Genomic DNA, 18,802 nt, shown 5'->3' with positions numbered 1-18,802 from the left:
TTAGTTTTGAGTACAGATGTAAAAGCAAACGACGTGAAAACAAAAACAAAAGGAGCAGATCTTGTTGTTGATTGTTTAATTAAACAAGGTGTTACACATGTTTTCGGTATTCCAGGAGCGAAGATTGACTCTGTATTTGATGTACTGCAAGAAAGAGGACCAGAGTTAATTGTTTGTCGTCATGAACAAAATGCAGCTTTTATGGCAGCTGCTATTGGTAGATTAACAGGGAAACCGGGCGTATGTCTTGTAACTTCAGGACCAGGGACATCAAATTTAGCGACAGGTCTTGTTACTGCGAATGCGGAGAGTGATCCCGTTGTTGCTTTAGCTGGTGCAGTTCCGCGTACAGATCGATTAAAACGTACGCATCAATCTATGGATAATGCTGCATTATTCGAACCAATCACTAAATATAGCGTAGAAGTCGAGCATCCTGATAATGTACCAGAAGCACTTACTAATGCATTTCGAAGTGCTACTTCTACAAATCCAGGAGCAACACTTGTAAGCCTTCCGCAAGACGTTATGACTGCGGAAACGACAGTAGAATCTATCGGTGCGCTTTCTAAGCCACAGCTTGGAATCGCTCCCACAAATCATATTGAATACGTAGTAGAAAAAATAAAATCAGCAAAATTACCAGTTATTTTACTCGGTATGAGAGCAAGCACCAATGAAGTAACGAAAGCAGTTCGTGAGTTAATTGCTGGTACAGAACTTCCTGTTGTTGAAACGTATCAAGCAGCTGGTGCAATTTCACGTGAGTTAGAAGATCATTTCTTCGGCCGCGTTGGATTATTCCGTAACCAACCAGGTGATATTTTACTAGAAGAAGCGGATTTTGTTTTATCTATCGGCTATGACCCAATTGAGTATGATCCGAAATTCTGGAATAAACTTGGCGATAGAACAATTATTCACCTTGATGATCACCAAGCAGATATCGACCATGATTACCAACCAGAGCGTGAATTAATTGGCGATATCGCTTTAACTGTAAATAGCATTGCGGAGAAATTACCGAAGCTTGTATTAAATACGAAATCTGAAGCAGTTTTAGAACGATTACGCTTGAAATTATCAGAGCAAGCAGAAGTTCCAAATCGTGCTTCAGAAGGTGTTACGCATCCACTTCAGGTCATTCGTACACTTCGTTCTTTAATTAGTGACGATACAACCGTTACATGTGACATCGGTTCCCATTCTATTTGGATGGCGAGATGTTTCCGTTCTTATGAACCACGTAGACTATTATTTAGTAACGGTATGCAAACGTTAGGTGTTGCACTTCCTTGGGCAATTGCCGCTACTTTAGTTGAACCGGGCAAGAAAGTTGTTTCCGTGTCAGGTGATGGTGGTTTCTTATTCTCTTCGATGGAATTAGAAACAGCGGTACGTTTAAATGCGCCTGTTGTCCATCTCGTTTGGAGAGATGGTACATATGATATGGTTGCGTTCCAACAAATGATGAAATACGGTAGAACATCAGCTACAGAGTTTGGCGATGTTGATCTTGTGAAATATGCAGAAAGTTTCGGTGCAATAGGTCTTCGTGTCAATACACCAGACGAATTAGAAGGTGTATTGAGAGAAGCGTTAGAAGCAGAGGGTCCTGTCATTATTGATATTCCAATTGACTACCGTGACAACATTAAATTAAGCGAAAAATTATTACCAAACCAATTAAACTGATGGGGGCATGAGTGAGATGACTGTTGCGCAATTAATTGATATTGATGCAAAAAGAACGAAAATGAGTAATGAAGTATATCAAACATCTACAATGCTTGCGCTATTAGATGGTATATACGATGGTGTTATTAACTTTGAGGAACTGAAAGAACGTGGTGATTTTGGCATCGGTACATTTGATCAATTAGATGGTGAAATGATTGCGTTTGATAATGAGTTTTACCATTTACGTTCAGACGGTTCAGCGGAAAAAGTAGAACCGGAAGAAACAACACCTTTTGCGACTGTAACGTTTTTTGAAAAAGAAATGAGTTATACGGTAGAGCATCCGATGAATCGTGAAGAAGTGGAAGCATTATTACATGAGTTAATGCCAAGTAAAAACTTATTTTATGGTATTCGAATGGATGGAACGTTCCGTGAAGTTAGAACGAGAACTGTTCCAAGACAAGAAAAACCGTATACGCCGCTCGTTGAAGTGACGAAATCACAACCGATCTTTTCATTTAAAGATACAGAAGGTACGCTAGCTGGATTTTGGACACCAGATTACGCGCAAGGTATTGGTGTAGCTGGTTTCCACTTACATTACATTGATGATGAAAGAAGCGGTGGCGGACATGTTTTCGACTATGTTGTAGAAAACTGTACGATCCAAATTTGTCAAAAAGCTCATATGCATTTAGCACTTCCTGAAACAGCTGATTTTATGGCAGCTGAATTATCAAGAGAAAACTTAGAGAATGATATTGCGACCGCGGAAGGTGCGGAGTAAAAAGGAATCGAAATTATGTATTCTCTATATAAAGAACCGAGGTCTTGTTCAGGCTTCGGTTTTTTTCATTGATTTGCAATCTTCGAGTGAAATTCCCCTATCCAATTTCACTGCACCGCCTCATTATGTTTCTTTTGTAAAATGAAAACTCAATTTTGAAGCAAAAGAAATATAAATTTCTCTCCAAACATATACATCAAAAGGATAGGGGGGATATGATGGAAAACTCCATTACTATTAGTTTATGCATGATTGTAAAAGATGAAGAACAAACTATATCAAAATGCTTAGAATCGGTTAAAAGTGTTGTGGATGAAATTATTATTGTAGATACAGGTTCCACAGATGCTACAAAAGAAATTGTGAAGAAGTACGACGCGAAAGTTTATGATTTTCAATGGATTGAAGATTTTTCAGCGGCACGAAATTTTGCGTTTTCTAAAGCTACAAAAGAATATATTCTTTGGCTAGACGCAGATGACATAATAGATACGGAAGATATAAAGAAATTGTTGCAGTTAAAACATACGTTAGATCGTAGTACGGATGCAGTATCTATGAAATATTATTTAACTTTTGATATAGAAGGAAATCCAACACATTCTTTAAGGAGATATCGATTAGTCAACAGAAGTAAAAATTTTCAATGGTATGGATTTGTTCATGAATATTTAGAGGTGTATGGAAATCTTATAAATAGTGACGTAGGGGTAAGTCATAAAAAAGAAAAAGCATATACTAATCGTAATTTGAAAATATATGAAAAACATCTTGAGAGTGGAAAAGAGTTTAGCCCCCGCGATGTGTACTATTATGCAAATGAATGTAAGGATCACAGATTATTTGATAAGGCTGTTAAGGGGTATTCTAGGTTTTTAGATGAAGAAAAGGGTTGGGTTGAAGATAACATTCAAGCTTGTTTAAAAAGAGCCGAATGTTATTTAGAATTGGGGGACTTAAAAAAATCTATACAGTCTTGTTTACAATCATTTACGTATGACACGCCTAGAGGAGAACTTTGTTGCCACTTAGGACGTGTATTTTTGCAACAAGGGGAATATTCTAAAGCGATATATTGGTACCATGCAGCAATTGACGGGCCAAGGCCAAAGGATTCGCCGTTTGTCCGAGAAGAGTGTCATACATGGTTGCCGCATATTCAACTATGTATTTGTTATGATCGAATAAAAGAATATGAAAAGGCAATTTATCATAACGAACAAGCTGCACTGTTCATACCTAATAATCCGAGCATTGAATATAATAGAAAATATTTTGATAGTTTATCGGAAAAATAATATTTAATAATACTAGATATCATTTTGGCTGCTGAGAGGAGTTTGATTCATGCTCACAAGTATAATTATATTGACTCATAATCAATTACAGTATACAAAAGAATGCATCCAAAGTATTAGAACTTATACAGTGGAACAAGAGTATGAGTTAATAGTTGTGGACAACGCGTCAACAGATGGTACTGTAGAATGGTTACAAAAACAATCGGATATTATGCTAGTGGAAAATGCGGAGAATATGGGTTTTCCAAAGGGATGCAATCAGGGAATTAAAGAGGCAAAAGGTGACAATATTCTATTATTGAATAATGATGTGGTCGTAACTGAAAATTGGCTAAGCAACTTAATTCGGTGTTTATATGAAAGTAAGGATACTGGAGCGGTAGGGCCCATAACTAATAATGCCGCTTACTATACTGCTATACCAACCTTTTATAAAGATATTGAAGGAATGCAGAAGTTTGCAACTTTATATAATCAAAGTGATAAAAATAAATGGGAAGAACGTATGAAATTAATCGGATTCTGTATGCTTATAAAAAAATCAGTGTTAGATGAAGTTGGATTATTAGATGAACGATTTACACCGGGGAATTATGAAGATGATGATTTGTCACTAAGAATGTTTGAAAAAGGATATAAACTGTATTTATGTAAAGATACATTTATTCATCACTACGGAAGTGTCTCATGGAAAGAAGATAGTATGAAATTTTCTGTAGTTTTACATGCAAATAATATAAAATTGTATGAAAAATGGGGATTTTATGGTGAAAGTTTATACATTCATTATGATTTACTAGCAATTGTAGATCGATTTGCGCCTGATCAAGTGAATATTCTTCATATAGGAGCTGGATGTGGTGCAACTTTATTAGAAATGAAAAGGCGTTACCCGGCAGTTCCCATATTTGGAGCAGAAATTAATGAAAAAGCAGCAGCTCTTGCAAATAGGGTAGCTCCTACAACTTCTGCTGAGTATGACAAGTTACATGAGGTATTTACAGATGAAAAATTCCAGTACATTTTGTTATCACATCCTATTGAGCCAGCGAAATTACCGCATGTCATACAATCTATGTCACAACTTTTAACGCCAACAGGAACTTTTATTATGTCGAAATTCAATTTAGATAATTATTATACATTAAAAAAATAATGCTTTTAAGATTTTTTCTTTGGAGATGAACTGTATTTGGCAATGCTTTAGGAACAACGGTTTCTTTTATAGAAACAAAACCGAAATCCGATCCCGGATTTCGGCTTTTCGACGTGTGATGAATTATGAAAAAAGAGCTATCCTATAAGTTGGTTTCACTTACTTACAGGATAGCTTCTTTATTTTGAAACAAACGGATGCTTTTCATAATAAAACCGCCATGGGTAGTGAACGGCTTCTTCTGCGTAATCAATATTAATACGAGGGCCAGCTATTATGTTATGTGTGGATAATAAATGTTCTTCTTCCGGAACTAATTCAATATGTAACGTATCACTTTGTAATGATACCCCGCGCTCTTCTAAAGTGATTCCGAGCGCGCGGCATAGTTTTCCGGGGCCATTTGTTAAGTTTTTATACTGAGCTTTCGTAATGTCGGTTTTGTTGTAGCGCGCTAGTTTCATGTCTTCGATTCCATCTACAGGTTCAAGAGCACGAATGAGAACTCCTTGCGGGGTGCCGATTGGTGCTGTAATTACGTTAAAGCAATGATACATGCCGTAAATTAAATATACGTAAGCATGTCCTGGTGCGCCGAACATTACTTCTGTTCGATCAGTCCGTCTGCCTCCGTAACTATGAGCGGCCTTATCATCTGGACCTTTGTATGCTTCTACTTCTACAATAATTCCGCTCCGCTTTATGCCGTCTACAATATGAACGAGTTTATGTCCGAGTAACTTCTTTGCGACCTCTAACGTATCGCCTTCATAAAAAGAAGGAGGTGCCTGCATTGTACTATCTCCTTTGCCAGTTGTATATGTATATAGTAAACCAAATTTTCAGTAGTAATTCTAACTCGTTCTATTTACTACATTTATTTCATAAATTATGGATAGAGTACAACAGCGAAGAGGGGGAGTGCGACATGATTTATCGCTTACTAGCTCTTAATATAGATGGGACACTACTATACAACAACGGAAAAATCGCAAAAGGGTTAAGGGAGACAATTGACTTTGTGAAAAGAAAAGATGTATACGTTACATTGTTTACGAATCGTAATTTTCAATCTGCTCATAAAATAGCGAAGGCGTTAAAATTAGATTCTATATTAGTTACACATGGTGGTGCCTTCGTTTCAGCATCGTTAGATAAGCCGTTCGCTCAAAGGAGATTATCTGAAGAGAAAACCTTTAATATTGTGCAAGTGTTAGAGCATTTTGATTGTAATGTTCGCATTTCTCATGAACGATATTCAATTGGTAATCGTGAGAGAAATACACCAAACTTAATTGCGCGTACTGTATTATCAAGCGCAGATCCATTATTTTATCCGGTTCAATTTGTAGATTCGCTAGGGGATGCACTGCGTGATCATCCAGTAGCTGCACCAAAAATTGATATTGTTTTCCATACGAAAGGTGAAAAAGAAAGAGGGATGAATACGTTAAGAAAGGCATTTCAAGATGTAGAGTACGTTGAGTGTGATGAAAGACGTATAGAAATTCTCCCTCAAAATGTATCAAAACTACGTGGTTTACAATTACTTGGGGAGCATTTAAATATTAACCTTAGTGAAATGGTTGCGATTGGAGATAGCGTAGAAGACTTAGAGGTAATTGAAAATGTTGGGCTTGGGGTAGCAATGGGGAACGCCCCTGTAGAATTAAAGCAAGCGGCGGACTGGATTACACGTTCTAATACTGAGAACGGCGTAGAGTACATGATTAAAGAGCATTTTCGTAAGCAATTCCCGCTTCCTTTTTTAAAGAATCATAAACATACACCGAAACGATGAAAGAAAAACGTAGCTTTTTGGCTACGTTTTTTTGTTGAACTTATTAAAATGAATGAAAACGTTTTAGATTGTGAATTGTGTATGGAATATATACAATTTACTTGAATACTCTAGGAAACTGTTGTAAAGTGGATGATGTTGCCAAAGTAGTTACACCATATGAAATATTCTCCAGGTTAATTTTGTTGAGCTCCAAACGCAAAAAACACTTCCGCATGTTAGTTTAGTTCACGTATTATCTCAAAAATGGATTGTAGTAATTTTATTAATGAGTTGTAGAGTTTCTTTGTTTTATTTAAATGGATTATTTTAAGTTAATGTGAGTAAGACTTGGTACATACGAAATGTACTTCTTTTTGTGGTTTTAGGAAGTTTAAAAGGGGGAATGAATTTCTTGAGGAAATCATTTAATCAAAAATTTAAAAAAGTAAGTAGTAGTTTTATAGTTGTATTACTAATATGTATGAATTTTTTAATCCATTTACCATTTAAAGCAGAGGCAGCTACAACAGAATTAAAAGGTTTAGGTGATGTATCTTATTACAACGCCATCATTTTTGGAGATCATAGTGCAACGAGTGCGGATATTGAGGGTGCGATGGCTGTTCAAAAAAATATGAACGCATCAAGTTATACAGTCCTAGCGGCTGCAACTGGAGCAAACAACTTAGCTGGAGCAACATGGAAAGATGAAGGATATCCATCATTATTACTAGGTGGTCAATTTACGAAAGCGGGAGCAGGACAAGTAATTATCCAAGATGGAACAGTGGCGATGACAAAAGATGGCGACCCAGAAGGTGCAATGAAATCATCTTATGACCGTATCTCTTATAAAGAGCAAGCAGAGATTGATGCCAAGTTCAAAGAATTTAGAAAAGACGTTGATGGTGTAATTGGAGATGCGAGTCAATTACATACTGATAAACCAAAACCTAATATGAGCTTTGGAATCGGTGAAGATGTAAACAACCCTAATATTTACGTTTCTTCAGGCTTAACAGGAAAGAAAATATTTGATGTAAAAGATGTTTATCTTCCGAATGTAAATAACAAAGACTTTATTGTTATTTATTCAGACGCAGAAGAAGTGAATTTTGGTAGCGGTGCAATTTTGTACGATACGAGAAATACTGGGATGGCAACAGACTTAATTAATACATCTCAAGCATATGACCCTAATTCAGCTTTTACTGAGTTAGCTAGTAAAGTCATTTGGGTGTTCCCTAATGCTACAAAGATAACAACTAAAGGTTATGGTGTAGTAGGTAGTGTGTTTGCGCCTAATGCTGTTGTAGAGACAAAAGGTGGTTCTATTAACGGACAAGCCTATGTTGGAGGATTACACCAAAGAGATGGATTTGAGGTTCATAACTTTAAATTTAATTGGCCAAAGTGGAATAAGCCAGTAGTTGAAAAAGGAAACTTACAAATTAAAAAAGTTGATGCAAATGATGAAAATATTGTTTTAAAAGACGCAAAGTTTGATGTTATAGACAAAGATAATAATGTTGTGGCTACTGTTACAACGAATGAAAAGGGTATTGCTGAAATCAAGGATTTACCACTTGGTGACTATTTTGTAAAAGAAATAAGTGCACCAGAAGGATATATAAAAGTTGATACACCAGTAAAAGTAACAATTGATAGTACAAACGTAATTGAAATTGTTATGAAGAATACGAAAAAAGTAGAGAATGGCCAATTTAAATTATTGAAAAAAGATAGTGAATCTGGTCAACTTCTACCAGGTGCAAAATTTGATGTTATAGATAAAGATGGAAATGTTGTTGAAACAATTATTACAGATGGTAAAGGTGCAGCTTTATCAAAACAACTTCCAGTTGGAACATATACATTAAAAGAAGTTGAAGCACCAAAAGGTTATGAACTATCATCTAGCTCAGTTCGTGTTGATGTAGCTGCTAATAAAACAGTGACTGTAGATGTGTTGAATAAAAAAATCGCTGAAAAAGCTACAGGCCAATTTGAAATCGTAAAAGTAGATGCGAATGATAAAACGAAGCTATTATCGGACGCAGAGTTTGAAGTGTATAAAGATGGTGAAAAGGTAGATACGTTACGAACAGATAAAACAGGTAAAGTAATATCTACGAAATTAGAACCAGGAAAGTATACATTAAAAGAAACGAAAGCACCACAAGGATATAAGTTGTTAAAAGAAGAAATTGAAGTCGTTGTGGAAGCAAACAAAGTAGTACAAGTACAAGTAGAAAATGCGAAAGAACTAGGAAGCTTACAAGTAATCAAAAAGGATGCAGAGAGTGGAAAAGTTCTAGAAGGCGCAGAATTCAGACTGAAAAACGAAAATGGTCAAGTAGTTGGAGAAGCGAAAACAACGAATAAAGATGGTGTTGTGACATTCGAAAACTTAGTGCCAGGTAAGTATACGCTAGAGGAAACGAAAGCGCCAGAAGGCTACAAAGCGGTAGAATTAAAAGTGGAAGTAAATGTTGTAGCAAATGAAGTAGTAAAACAGGAAGTAATGAACGAAAAAGTTCTGGGTCAATTTGAAATCGTAAAAGTAGATGCGAATGATAAAACGAAGCTATTATCAGATGCAGAATTTACTGTGTATAAAGATGGTAAAAAGGTAGCAGAGTTGAAAACTGATGAGAGTGGAAAAGCGATGTTACCGAAATTACCATTAGGTGAATACACAGTGAAAGAAACGAAAGCACCAGCAGGTTACAAGATTTCAAATAAAGAATGGAAAGTAACAATTCAAAATGAGAAAGAAGTAGTAAAAGTAGAGGCAGAAAATGAAAAACTCTTGGGCTCTCTACAAATTATTAAAACAGATGATAAAGATCAAGCGGAACGTTTAGCAGGCGCAGTATTTACATTGAAAGATGCTAAAGGAAATGTTGTAAAAGAAAAAATTACAACAGATAAGTCTGGAACGGTTAAAGTAGAAGGACTAGTACCGGGTGAGTATACGTTAGAAGAAACAAAAGCACCAGAAGGTTATGAGTTAACAAAACAAGTAATTCATGTAACAGTCGACGGTGAAAAAGTTGTTGATGTAAAAGTAACGAATAGTAAGAGCCTTGGTCAATTTGAAATCGTAAAAGTAGATGCAAACGATAAAACGAAGCTTTTATCAGACGCAGAATTTGAAGTGTATAAAGATGGTAAGAAAGTAGAGATGTTACGAACAGATAAAACAGGTAAAGTCATCTCTGGAAAATTAGAACCAGGAAAATACACGTTAAAAGAAACGAAAGCACCAAAAGGATATAAATTACTAAAAGAAGAAATTGAAGTCGTTGTGGAAGCAAACAAAGTAGTACAAGTACAAGTAGAAAATGCGAAAGAACTAGGAAGCTTACAAGTAATCAAAAAGGATGCAGAGAGTGGAAAAGTTCTAGAAGGCGCAGAATTCAGACTGAAAAACGAAAATGGTCAAGTAGTTGGAGAAGCGAAAACAACGAATAAAGATGGTGTTGTGACATTCGAAAACTTAGTGCCAGGTAAGTATACGTTAGAAGAAACGAAAGCGCCGGAAGGCTACAAAGCGGTAGAATTAAAAGTGGAAGTAAATGTTGTAGCAAATGAAGTAGTAAAACAAGAAGTATTGAATGAAAAAGTGAAAGAAAAAATCACAGGTCAAGTAGAAATTACAAAGATAGATGCTAATGATACAGAGAAAAAATTAGAAAGTGCAGTGTTTGAAATTCTGAAAGATGGAATAAAAATAGACACATTAACATCAGATAAAAATGGTAAAGCAACTTCGAAGAAACTGGAACCAGGAGATTACGTTTTAAAAGAAGTCCAGGCTCCAGAAGGATATAATTTATCTGATAAGGGAATTGAATTTACGATTTCTAATGAGAAAGTAGAAGTTATAAAGCTTCAAATTACCAATGAAAAAGAAACAGGAAAAGGTCCAGAGAAACCAGGTGGAGAGACAGAAACACCAGGTGGAGAGACAGAAACACCAGGTGGAGAGACAGAAACACCTGGTGAAGGAACAGAAAAGCCAGGTGAAGGAACAGAAAAGCCAGGTGAAGGAATAGAAAAGCCAGGTGAAGGAATAGAAAAGCCAGGTGAAGGAACAGAAACACCTGGTGGAGGAATAGAAACACCAGGTGGAGAGACAGAAACACCAGGTGGAGAGACAGAAACACCTGGTGAAGGAACAGAAAAGCCAGGTGAAGGAACAGAAAGCCCAGGCGAAGAAGTAGAAAAGCCTAACTTACCAGAAAAAGAACAAGGCGGTTCTAATAATCAAAAACTTCCAGCTACAGGGCATAATACGGATTACCTTCCATTTATAGGTGTAATTCTGGTGTTATTAGGAATACGTTTAAGATTTATGACTAAAAATAGTTAATAGATGTATAAAAGGCAAAAGAGATAATATTATCTCTTTTGCCTTTTAGGTTAATACAGAAGGATTAAAGTAAAAACATCTATATTTAGTTATAAATGTTTTTAAGCTTCAATCACGTTAAGCATTCTGTTTATAAATGCAGCTGCGTGAGCACGTTGTGATGGTCCTTTTGGTACGAATTGATTAAATTCATTACCTTTTACAATTCCATATCCATACACTCTTTGTACTTCTTCTTTAGCGTAAATTAAGTTTTGGTCTACGAATGGTAGTTCAACTGGTTTTGCGAAAATACCAGCGTGTTTTAGAGAACGATCAATCATAATAACAGCTTCTTCGCGTGTAATTGTAGTATTTGGATCAAAGGTATTATCACCACGTCCGCGGATTATGCCTGCGCTTGCTGCACGATTAATACCGTCTCTTAAAGATGGATGTACTTGTTCTAAGTCTGTGAAATTAGCATTTCCACTTGGTAATTGTAAAGCACGAGTAATTAATGTAGCAAATTCAGCACGCGTTACAAGACGTTCTGGGAAGTACTTGCCGTTCCCTTCTCCTTGCATAATGCCTCTAGCTGCTAATTGACGAATGTCTGATTCATACCATCCACCTGTAATGTCATCAGTTACTGGATCTTTTCGGTTTTCCTTATAGTATGTTTCAGTTCCTTTTAAGAAAGCATCCCATTGTCCGCGTTGAATCATATACGCAGGGCAATTTTTTCCTGACCAAAATTGGTGTTTTTGGACCTTATCTAGAGAAATATTTAATTCGTTCATTAAATAAGCTGCTAATTTACGGGCATTCTCTACCGCTTTTTCATAGTTTCCATCTTGATTAACGGCAATTTCAATTCCGATAGATTCATAGTTTCCAGTTTTATTTCCAGCATGCCATCCAACTTCATTTACTGGAAGATGTTGATAAATTTCTTTATCATCTACTGTGAAATGCCAAGATGCGGCGCGATCAGCTGTTCCGCGTGCTTGACTATCTAAGAATTTTGCGTGATTTAGAGCATTGGCACCTTTCGCTGGATTAGCCGTTTCGTGAATCGTAATATATTTAGGGACCATCGCGTAGCCAGGGCGAATATCGTCATTTCCTTTTGGGACAATCATTTCTTTAAATGTAACGCCATAAATATTGTTTGTTTGTAGAGTAGCTGGAGCTCTCAATAAACTACTTTTAGCAGAACGACCGTTTTTTAATAATGAAGCTTTTGTACCTTCAAATGTAGCAGAAGGTGCATAAATCCATTTTGATGTTTCATTTATTTGGACTTTAAACCAATTTCCTGCTTGTTCAGTAGGAATAATTACTTGAGGCTGTAGTTTACCCTCTTCTTTAAACGTTTGGAATGGTAATGAATGTATGGAAGCTTCTTCTTTCACAATTAATTTTTGATTAGATAGTTTATGAATCTCTTGAACTTCTAAGCTATTATCATTGTTATTTATCCACCCCGCGCCAGCTGGAGTTGTTATGTAGTATGCATTCCCTTTTTTCTTTGTCGCCGTTACGACTTGTTCTGTAATCTCGATATTCGATTTGTTTTTTAAATCATTCGCGGTATATAATGAATGTTTTTTTGATGTGTATAGTAGGAATTGGCCAGTAACCTCGATATCTTCTTCATGAGTACTATGCTCTTTCACATGCTCTTTGATACTTTTAAAAACTTGATCCTCCGTATATACTTCGGCGGATTTTTCAGCATTCTCTGCAAATGAATAAGTAGGTGCAAGAACAGTTTGTAATGCAAGAGAGAGAGTTAAAACACTATAAAATTTCTTTTTCATATTTTTTTTAACACATTAGATTATGGAATCTAGTGTTAACATTCCTCCTTTATATATTGTATTTTCACTATGTATAGATTTTCGTACTAATAAATTTTAACAAGAGAAAATCATGATGTCTATATACATGAGCGATATTCATAAAAAGAATTATTTGAAAAAATGTAAGAGAAACAGGTAAAACCTTCTGTATTGACCTTCAAACGCCCTTCAAGTAAACTAAAGAGAGTTTGCAAATGAAAAGGTGATAATGTTGTTAATTTCAATTAAAACGTTACAAGATGATCGTTTTTTACGTCCGCTACAAAATATTGGCGGTTTATTTTTTGAAGAGAGCACGATAGGGTTTGAGAAAGAAGAAGCAAATCTTATCGTTGATATACAGATAGAAGGTAATGTGACAGCATCGGCTCGTTTAACAGATGTTGCAACCGGAAATGTATATGAAGAAACATTCGCAAAAGATTTATCTGCTTTCACAGAAGAAAAAGAACGTATGAAGCAAGTGAAACATGTTGTTTCTTACGTATATCTTTCTGTACTTCAACAGCTAACTGGACTTGAACAGAGCTGGGGAATATTAACTGGGGTACGCCCAACGAAACTTCTTCACAAACTGCTTCAAAATGGTATGTCAAAAGAAGAAGCGCATAAAGAACTTCGTGAAAGTTATTTAATTCATGAAGAGAAAATTGAACTTCTTCAGCGTATTGTTGATTGCCAATTAGCGGTTGTTCCGGATTTATACCGTTTGAAAGAAGAAGTAAGTATTTACATCGGTATTCCGTTTTGTCCTACAAAATGTGCGTACTGTACGTTCCCGGCTTATGCAATTAACGGACGCCAAGGATCAGTTGATTCGTTCTTAGGCGGGTTACATTATGAAGTTCGTGAAATTGGTAAGTTTTTAAAAGAAAAAGGTGTTACAGTTACGACGATTTATTACGGCGGCGGTACACCGACGAGTATTACAGCAGAAGAAATGGATATGTTGTATGAAGAAATGTACCAAGCTTTCCCTGATGTGAAAGATGTACGTGAAGTAACAGTTGAGGCAGGTCGCCCAGATACGATCACACCAGCAAAGCTAGAAGTGTTAAATAAATGGAATATTGACCGTATTAGTATTAATCCGCAGTCATACCACCAAGAAACACTAAAAGCAATTGGACGTCATCACACTGTAGAAGAAACGATTGAGAAGTATCATTTAGCACGTGAAATGGGAATGAACAATATTAATATGGATTTAATTATTGGTCTTCCTGGTGAAGGATTAGACATCTTTAAGCATACGTTAGATGAAACAGAAAAGTTAATGCCAGAATCGTTAACAGTTCATACGTTATCATTTAAACGTGCTTCTGAAATGACGCAAAACAAACGTAAATATAAAGTAGCAGGTCGCGAAGAAATTACTGCGATGATGCATGAGGCGGAAGAGTGGACGAAGAACCATAATTACGTACCATACTATTTATATCGTCAAAAAAATATTTTAGGTAACTTAGAAAACGTTGGGTATGCAATACCGACGCAGGAAAGTATCTACAATATTGTTATTATGGAAGAAGTACAATCGATTATCGGACTTGGTTGCGGGGCATCAAGTAAATTTGTTCACCCACAAACAGGAGCAATTACACACTTTGCGAATCCGAAAGATCCGAAATCATATAACGATGGCTTCGTGAAATATACAGAAGATAAACTGAAAATTTTAGAAGAGCTATTCGTGTAAGAAGAAGGGGGTTGTTCCGGTTTGGAACAGCCTCTTTTTATATTGTCAGTTTTTGTTGGTAAGTCGATATATTCGAAAAATAGCTGATATAAATTGAGTTGCGTCCGATATATTCAAAAAATCGCCGATATAATTTCATTTACCATCAAACGGTCCATATGTAAAACTATGTCGATAATAATCAGAAAAATTAGTCATATTATTAGAGGACAATGTCTACTTATAGACGAAATGATAGATTTATGAAAGAGAAAAGGGGGAAATTGTTGGCATGTACATGACGATAGGGAGAATTTTTGATTTGACAGTTGGCAAATATCCGAATAAAGAGGCGTTAGTAGAACCAGAAAAAAATATTCGTTGGACATATAAACAGTGGGATGAGCAAATAAATAAAACGGCGCAAGCTCTATTGAAAGAAGGAGTAAGAAAGGGAGATTGTGTATCTGTTTACCTATATAACTGTCGTGAATTTGTAAACGTTTACTTAGCTTGTGCGAAAATTGGCGCGATCTTCAATCCAATTAATTTCCGCTTAAAAGCAAAAGAATTATCGTATATCCTCCAAGATGCAGCCTCGAAAGTAGTTGTCTTTGAAAAAGCAGTCGAATCAACAGTTACTATGATTGAACGAGATTTTCCAAATTCGTCTTTTTGGTACGTGGAAGACGATGCACCTTCCTATGCTAGTTCTTACCATGAAAAAGTAAATGAAGCATCAGCTGAGAAAGTAGATATTGTAGTCGATGAAATGGATTTTTGTTCTATGCTTTATACGAGCGGAACGACTGGTCATCCGAAAGGCGTACTACATCGCCATCGTGATATGGCTGAGCATAGTATGATTTGTACGTATTTCATAAAATATAACAGGGATAGCGCCGGGCTTGTGGTAGCACCTTTATATCATTGCGGCGAGTTAAATGCTGGAATCATACCGCGCATTCAAGTTGGCGGAAAGAATGTTATTTTACATCATTTTGATACGGATAGAGTATTACATACCATTCAAGAAGAGAAGATTACGACGTTTTTTGCAGCACCGACGATGTGGAATATGTTACTGCAAAAAGATCTAACTAAGTATGATTTAACTTCAATGAAAATCGGTGTATATGGCGGGGCTGCGATGGCTCCGGCGTTAGTGAAGGAATGTAAAGAGCGTCTTTATATTGATCTTGTCCAAATTTACGGAATGACAGAAATGGGACCAGTTGTTGCGTTTCTCGTAGAAGAGGATCAAATTACGAAAGCTGGTTCAGCAGGAACACCGTGCTTTAGCCATGAAATTCGAATTGTGAAACCGAACGAAGATGGACCAGCAGAGCCAGATGATACGTTGCCTCCTTATGAAGTAGGGGAAATTATTTTGCGCGGTCCAACTATGATGGCTGGTTATCATAATCGAGAAGAAGCAAATGCAAAATCGATGTATAAAGGATGGTATCACTCTGGTGATTTAGGATACTTCGATAAAGACGGCTATTTATTCGTTGCAGACCGCGTTGATGATATGGTAATTAGCGGTGGCGTAAATATTTATCCTCGCGAAATTGAAGATTTTCTTCATAGTCATCCTGGTGTATTAGATGTTGCAGTACTTGGTGAGCCAGACGAACTATGGGGAGAGCGTGTCGTTGCGGTCGTTGTAAAGAAAGATAAAAATATTTCAGAAGCTGATTTAGAAATGTATTGCAAAGAAAGTGATGAATTAGCCGACTATAAACGTCCGCGTCATTACTTATTTGCAGATGAACTTCCTCGTAATGCGAGTGGGAAGTTGCAAAAATTTGTGCTGAGAGAGTCGTTAAAAGGTATGAAAAAATAATGAAAAAATGCCTTTCCAAATTCGGAAAGGCATTTTTATTACTTGCGTGAGAAACCTTCTTCATCAAGGTATTCCGCAGCTTCTGGATAAGAGTTGAATGTACCGTCTAAGTTTACGCCAGCGTAAACATTCCACATGTCATCCTCTTGAATAAGAGTTAGGATATGACCGTCTTCGTTCTTCCATTCTTCTTCTGCAGCAGGTTCCATTGCTACAATTTCCTCTGGCTCCTGTGATAGACGTTCAATTACTTTTTCAATTAATGAACGCAGTTCTTCTTCTGAAAACTCACGGATGTTAATCATACCTTTAGCATCTGTTTTATAACCTTTAATGAAGTATGCATATACAAATCCGTTTCCATTTGGGTGTAAATGATATACAACGTTCTTTTTATCTAAACGACTTTCTTCAAAGTGAAAGTTTACGCGTTTTAATGATACGTTCTTTCTTTCTAATTCCGGGAAAGATTCAATAATCGATAATTTTTCTTCAAAAGTTAGCATAGTGCCTCCAAGTATATAGTAAAAGATTTAATTTGTTCATTATAGCATAGTTGTAATTGTTTCCAAAGGTAAGGGGGAAACTTTTATTTGGATGCGTTTACTTCACGATACTGTAAAGAGTTTCTTATAAACGGGCTAACGGATGAGTATTTTTAGGTGTACAATGGAACGTGGACTTTATCCCGCATTAACGGGCAGTAAGACCTCCACCTCAAATTTCGGCGAATGCGAGGAAGTTAGGTGGGAGATCAACTGCCCGTAAACGCCCGATTGGTGCGGGCTAATAATCAGTGGGGATGAAAAAACTCCCCACTGATTAAAGTTTCACTTTATATGAAGGTGGTTATTTATATGTTTCAAAAAATAGCAAAGGAATGTTTAGCAGGATTTACTGTTGCGATTGTTGCGTTGCCGCTAGCAATTGCATTTGGTATTGCCGCGACAGGGACGTCTGAGGGAGCACTTGTTGGATTGTATGGTGCGATTTTTGCAGGTTTATTCGCAGCGTTATTTGGCGGGACACCTGGGCAAGTAACGGGGCCAACTGGACCAATTACTGTTATCGCAACAGGAGTTATTGCGACGCACGGCTTAGAGGCAAGTTTTATTGCCTTTATGATGGCAGGGTTATTTCAAATTTTATTCGGTGTATGTAAGCTCGGTTCTTACGTTCGATATATTCCGTATCCTGTCGTTTCAGGATTTATGAATGGTATTGCATTAATCATTATTTTAGGTGAAATAAAGCACGTACAAAATAGTTTTCTACTTGTTGTGTTAACGATTATTGTAATGATTGTTTCTGGCAAATGGATTAAGGCGATTCCGTCTAGTTTAGTAGCACTAGTCGGTGTGACAGCTTTGCTTCCTTTATTTTCTTCTCTACTCGAAGGACTTACAGTAAAGTTACCGATTATCGGAAATCTTTCATTAAATAAAGTAATTGAAAAGATTGGAACCATTCCAGAAGCGATGCCTACGCTTCATATTCCATCTTTAAGTGGAACAGGAATAGCAACACTTATTTTACCAGCGCTTAGTATTGCTTTATTAGGATCGATTGACTCGTTGTTAACATCGGTCGTAATGGATAATGTGACAGGTACACGTCATAAAAGTAATAAAGAGCTCATTGGACAAGGTATCGGTAATATGATGAGCGGATTGTTTGGCGGATTAGCAGGTGCAGGTGCGACTGTAAGGTCTATCGTGAATATAAGAAGTGGTGGTAAAACAGCACTTTCGGCATGTATGCATAGTGTTATATTATTTATTTTTATTATGGGTCTTGGTTCGGTCGTACAATACATTCCGCTTGCTGTATTATCAGGTATTTTAATTTTAACTGGTATTGGAATGTTCGATTGGGAAAGCATGAAAAAGATGCATGTCGCTCCTAAAGGTGATGTCGTTGTTATGCTCGTAACGATGATTGTAACGGTGAAGTTCGATTTAATGATTGCTGTTGCATTCGGTATTATTCTTTCGTTCATCATATATATGGTGAAGTGTAAAGAACGTAAAACTTCTATCGTAAAAGAAAGAGAAGAAACGTACACGATTCAAGGGCCGCTCTCTTTCCTATCAGTAGATCGTATTTTCTCTACTTTACAAGATGTGAAGTCACCGGTTGTTTTACGTATGAAAGATGTGCGTTATATGGATGTATCAGGAGCTATGGCATTATTAAATTTTGTTGAGCAATCAAATAAAGTAGGAGCAAGTGTAAAGCTTGAGCAAGTACATCCGAGTATTGAAAAAACAATCGTAGTAATGGCGAACGATGAACAGAAAGAGCAATTGAAAATCTTAAGTGTTTAGATGGTAATTAGAA

General features: G+C 36.5%; 12 protein-coding genes. 9 read left to right on the top strand and 3 right to left on the bottom strand.

Annotated elements, in window-relative coordinates:
- Window positions 1–6: 6 nt before the first annotated feature.
- The 4 genes from alsS to MHH66_RS22125 all read left to right on the top strand — a co-directional run bounded on the left by alsS (window position 7) and on the right by MHH66_RS22125 (window position 4,927).
- Complete coding sequence (gene alsS / locus MHH66_RS22140; RefSeq protein WP_078184534.1) at window positions 7–1,695, top strand: acetolactate synthase AlsS; 1,689 nt, start codon at window positions 7–9, stop codon at window positions 1,693–1,695.
- A gap of 16 nt (window positions 1,696–1,711) precedes the next feature.
- The gene (gene alsD / locus MHH66_RS22135) at window positions 1,712–2,470 is read left to right on the top strand and encodes an alpha-acetolactate decarboxylase (RefSeq protein ID WP_002125519.1); all 759 of its coding nucleotides are present in this window, start codon (window positions 1,712–1,714) and stop codon (window positions 2,468–2,470) included.
- A gap of 218 nt (window positions 2,471–2,688) precedes the next feature.
- On the top strand, window positions 2,689–3,768 hold the full coding sequence (locus tag MHH66_RS22130) for a glycosyltransferase (protein ID WP_002125520.1): 1,080 nt from the start codon (window positions 2,689–2,691) through the stop codon (window positions 3,766–3,768).
- Window positions 3,769–3,817: 49 nt separating this feature from the next.
- Window positions 3,818–4,927 (top strand): glycosyltransferase, encoded by a 1,110-nt coding sequence (locus MHH66_RS22125; protein WP_063218435.1) that lies wholly within the window; start codon window positions 3,818–3,820, stop codon window positions 4,925–4,927.
- 179 nt (window positions 4,928–5,106) lie between these two features.
- Here MHH66_RS22125 and MHH66_RS22120 read toward each other — a convergent pair whose 3' ends face one another.
- Window positions 5,107–5,721, bottom strand: coding sequence for a DNA-3-methyladenine glycosylase (locus tag MHH66_RS22120; protein ID WP_063218436.1), 615 nt, complete (start codon window positions 5,719–5,721; stop codon window positions 5,107–5,109).
- A gap of 134 nt (window positions 5,722–5,855) precedes the next feature.
- Here MHH66_RS22120 and MHH66_RS22115 point away from each other — a divergent pair, with 134 nt between their 5' ends.
- Window positions 5,856–6,728: a Cof-type HAD-IIB family hydrolase gene (locus MHH66_RS22115; protein ID WP_063218437.1), complete on the top strand. Its 873-nt coding sequence runs from the start codon at window positions 5,856–5,858 to the stop codon at window positions 6,726–6,728.
- 394 nt (window positions 6,729–7,122) lie between these two features.
- Window positions 7,123–11,088, top strand: coding sequence for a SpaA isopeptide-forming pilin-related protein (locus MHH66_RS22110; RefSeq protein ID WP_078184535.1), 3,966 nt, complete (start codon window positions 7,123–7,125; stop codon window positions 11,086–11,088).
- 101 nt (window positions 11,089–11,189) lie between these two features.
- Here MHH66_RS22110 and MHH66_RS22105 read toward each other — a convergent pair whose 3' ends face one another.
- Entirely contained in the window at window positions 11,190–12,893 is a 1,704-nt protein-coding gene (locus MHH66_RS22105) for an S-layer homology domain-containing protein (RefSeq protein WP_063217448.1), read from the bottom strand.
- A 250-nt stretch (window positions 12,894–13,143) separates the two neighbouring features.
- Between MHH66_RS22105 and MHH66_RS22100 the strand changes: the two genes are divergently transcribed.
- Both MHH66_RS22100 and MHH66_RS22095 read left to right on the top strand, forming a co-directional pair.
- Window positions 13,144–14,634, top strand: a complete 1,491-nt coding sequence (locus MHH66_RS22100; RefSeq protein ID WP_002010930.1) for a coproporphyrinogen III oxidase — start codon at window positions 13,144–13,146, stop codon at window positions 14,632–14,634.
- 271 nt (window positions 14,635–14,905) lie between these two features.
- Window positions 14,906–16,462: a fatty acid--CoA ligase gene (locus tag MHH66_RS22095; RefSeq protein ID WP_078184536.1), complete on the top strand. Its 1,557-nt coding sequence runs from the start codon at window positions 14,906–14,908 to the stop codon at window positions 16,460–16,462.
- Window positions 16,463–16,500: 38 nt separating this feature from the next.
- On the opposite strand, the gene MHH66_RS22090 is transcribed toward MHH66_RS22095, so the two are convergent.
- Complete coding sequence (locus MHH66_RS22090; protein WP_078184537.1) at window positions 16,501–16,968, bottom strand: hypothetical protein; 468 nt, start codon at window positions 16,966–16,968, stop codon at window positions 16,501–16,503.
- 351 nt (window positions 16,969–17,319) lie between these two features.
- Here MHH66_RS22090 and MHH66_RS22085 point away from each other — a divergent pair, with 351 nt between their 5' ends.
- Complete coding sequence (locus MHH66_RS22085; RefSeq protein WP_012260397.1) at window positions 17,320–18,789, top strand: SulP family inorganic anion transporter; 1,470 nt, start codon at window positions 17,320–17,322, stop codon at window positions 18,787–18,789.
- Window positions 18,790–18,802 lie beyond the last annotated feature (13 nt).

Origin of the sequence: Bacillus sp. FSL H8-0492 (assembly GCF_038006145.1) — a bacterium.
Taxonomy (GTDB): domain Bacteria; phylum Bacillota; class Bacilli; order Bacillales; family Bacillaceae_G; genus Bacillus_A; species Bacillus_A mycoides.
Note: the sequence above shows the minus strand (reverse complement) of the source record. Positions and strands in the feature narration are given on the sequence as shown.

What these genes read in the sequence shown, in the direction of transcription:
- alsD (WP_002125519.1), top strand. Translation starts at nt 1,712, where the DNA reads ATGACTGTTGCGCAATTAATTGATATTGATGCAAAAAGAACGAAAATG.
- MHH66_RS22130 (WP_002125520.1), top strand. Translation starts at nt 2,689, where the DNA reads ATGGAAAACTCCATTACTATTAGTTTATGCATGATTGTAAAAGATGAA.
- MHH66_RS22125 (WP_063218435.1), top strand. Translation starts at nt 3,818, where the DNA reads ATGCTCACAAGTATAATTATATTGACTCATAATCAATTACAGTATACA.
- MHH66_RS22120 (WP_063218436.1), bottom strand. Translation starts at nt 5,721, where the DNA reads ATGCAGGCACCTCCTTCTTTTTATGAAGGCGATACGTTAGAGGTCGCA.
- MHH66_RS22115 (WP_063218437.1), top strand. Translation starts at nt 5,856, where the DNA reads ATGATTTATCGCTTACTAGCTCTTAATATAGATGGGACACTACTATAC.
- MHH66_RS22105 (WP_063217448.1), bottom strand. Translation starts at nt 12,893, where the DNA reads ATGAAAAAGAAATTTTATAGTGTTTTAACTCTCTCTCTTGCATTACAA.
- MHH66_RS22100 (WP_002010930.1), top strand. Translation starts at nt 13,144, where the DNA reads ATGTTGTTAATTTCAATTAAAACGTTACAAGATGATCGTTTTTTACGT.
- MHH66_RS22095 (WP_078184536.1), top strand. Translation starts at nt 14,906, where the DNA reads ATGTACATGACGATAGGGAGAATTTTTGATTTGACAGTTGGCAAATAT.
- MHH66_RS22090 (WP_078184537.1), bottom strand. Translation starts at nt 16,968, where the DNA reads ATGCTAACTTTTGAAGAAAAATTATCGATTATTGAATCTTTCCCGGAA.
- MHH66_RS22085 (WP_012260397.1), top strand. Translation starts at nt 17,320, where the DNA reads ATGTTTCAAAAAATAGCAAAGGAATGTTTAGCAGGATTTACTGTTGCG.